The sequence below is a fragment of the Bradyrhizobium sp. genome, assembly GCF_016462955.1.
Lineage (GTDB): Bacteria > Pseudomonadota > Alphaproteobacteria > Rhizobiales > Xanthobacteraceae > Bradyrhizobium.
This window is the reverse complement of record NZ_JAEMSD010000115.1, coordinates 1-2,350: the sequence shown is the minus strand read 5'-3', so window position 1 is coordinate 2,350 and position 2,350 is coordinate 1. Positions and strand designations below refer to the sequence as shown.

At 67.3% G+C, this 2,350-nt stretch carries 1 protein-coding gene; it reads right to left on the bottom strand.

Annotated elements, in window-relative coordinates; genetic code table 11:
- Nucleotides 1-94: 94 nt before the first annotated feature.
- A partial coding sequence (gene lon, locus JHD07_RS14525) for an endopeptidase La (RefSeq protein WP_291623255.1) occupies nucleotides 95-2,350 on the bottom strand: 2,256 nt, incomplete at its 5' end.

The window sequence follows — 2,350 nt, the reverse complement described above, 5'->3', positions numbered from 1 at the left end:
ATCGCCCGATCGAGCAATTGGTGCAGCCGTTGCGCCTTCCCCGATCTCTTTGCCCGTGATCGCTTCGCTCTTTCCAGCAGTTTCTTCATCGCCTTCACTCCGCCGCTTCTTTGGCTTCAGCCGGCTCGAGCGCCGCGGCGATGGCTTCGTCGACGCGCTCCAGCCAGATGAATTCGAGGTTGTCCCGCGCGCTCTTCGGGATGTCGTCGTAATCCCGCTTGTTGCGCGCCGGCAGCATCACCCGCTTCAAGCCGGCAGCCGCCGCGGCTACCACCTTTTCCTTGATGCCGCCGACCGGCAGCACCAGGCCGCGCAGCGAGATCTCGCCGGTCATCGCGGTGTCGCTGCGCACCGTGCGGTTGGTGAGCAGGGACGTCAGCGCCGTGAACATCGCAACGCCCGCGCTCGGTCCGTCCTTCGGGGTCGCGCCCGCGGGGACGTGAACGTGGATGTCGCTCTTCTCGAACGCCTGCGGATCGATGCCGAGCTGCGGGGCCCGGCCCTTCACCAGCGTCATCGCGGCCTGCACGCTCTCGCGCATGACGTCGCCGAGCTGGCCGGTCAGGATCATGCCGCCCTTGCCGGGCACCTTCGATGCCTCGATGAACAGGATGTCGCCGCCGACAGGCGTCCAGGCGAGGCCGGTGGCGACGCCCGGAATGCTGGTGCGCAATGCGATCTCGCCTTCGAAGCGCGGCTGGCCGAGCACCGTGGCGATATCCTTCGCCGTCACCACGACCTTTTCGGCCGTGCCTTCGGCAATCTGCACTGCGGCATGGCGAAACACCTTGCCGATCTCGCGCTCGAGGTTACGCACACCCGCCTCGCGGGTGTAGCCCTTGACGATCAGCTTCAAAGCCTCCGGCTCGATCTCGGCCTGCGCGGCGGTCAGGCCGTTGGCCTCCAGCTGCCGCCGCACCAGATAGCGCCGCGCGATCTCCAGCTTCTCGTCCTCGGTGTAGCCGGCGAGGCTGATCAGCTCCATGCGGTCCAGCAGCGGACCCGGGATCTGGTCCAGCATGTTGGCGGTCGCGATGAACACGACGCGTGACAGGTCGAAGGGCACGCCCAGGTAATTGTCCCGGAACGTGCTGTTCTGCTCGGGGTCGAGCACCTCCAGCATGGCGGCAGAAGGATCGCCCTGCACGCCACGGCCCATCTTGTCGATCTCGTCCAGCATCATGACGCAATTGCGCGCGCCGGCCTTCTTGATGCCCTGGATGATGTTGCCGGGCAGCGCGCCGATATAGGTACGCCGGTGGCCGCGAATCTCCGCCTCGTCATGCACGCCCCCTAAGCTGACGCGCACGAAGGGACGGTTCATCGCGCGTGCGATGGACTGGCCGAGCGAGGTCTTGCCGACGCCGGGCGGACCGACGAAGCACAGGATCGGCGCCTTGCCCTGCGGGGCCAGCTTGCGGACCGCCAGATATTCGATGATCCGGGTCTTGATCTTTTCCAGGCCGAAATGGTCGGCATCCAGGACGGCGCGCGCCTGCTTGATGTCGATCGGCTTCTCCTCGGGCAGCGCCCAGGGCAGCTCGATCAGCCAGTCCAGATAGGTGCGGACCATTCCGGCCTCGCCGGCCGCCTCGGGCATGCGCTCGTAGCGGCGCAGCTCCTTCTTGGCGTGCGCCTCCGCCTCGGGCGGCATGTTGGCCTTGGCGATGGCGGAAGTCAGCTCGGCGACCTCGGCCGCCTTGCCGTCGCCTTCGCCGAGCTGGCGCTGAATGGTTGCCATCTGCTCGCGCAGGATCGCCTCGCGCTGCCGCTCGTCGAAAGAGGCCTTGGTCTTCTGGCCGATTTCATTGCTGATGCGGAGCACCTCGAGCCGCTCGGCCAGATGCTTCGACACCTTCTCCACGCGCAGGGCGAGGTCGATAGTCTCCAGCACCTCCTGCTTGTCCTGAGGCTTGATGTCCATGAACGACGTGGCTAGATCCGCCAGCGCGCCGGGGGCGCTGGTGCCCTGGAACATCGCGGAGAGCTCGGGCGGCGCCTGCGGCAGCAGCTCGATCGCCTCGATCGCCAGACGCTGCAGGTTCAGCGCGCGCGCCTCGATCTCGGGAGAGGTCGTGGTCGGCTCAGGGATCTGCTGGAAGCGCGCGACAGGGAAGGGCGTCCCCGGCAGGAAGTCGAGGATGCGCGCGCGCTGCACGCCCTGGCAGACGATGTGATGGGTGCCGTCGGGCGCGGTGATATAGCGCACGATGTTGGCGATGGTCGCAACCCGATAGAGGTCGTCCGGCCCGGGGTCGTTGGTCTCGGGGCTGCGTTGCAGCACGATGCCGACCGGCCGCTGCACGCGCAGCGCCTGGCCCGCAGCGGGCGTTACGACGCGGTGATCGCG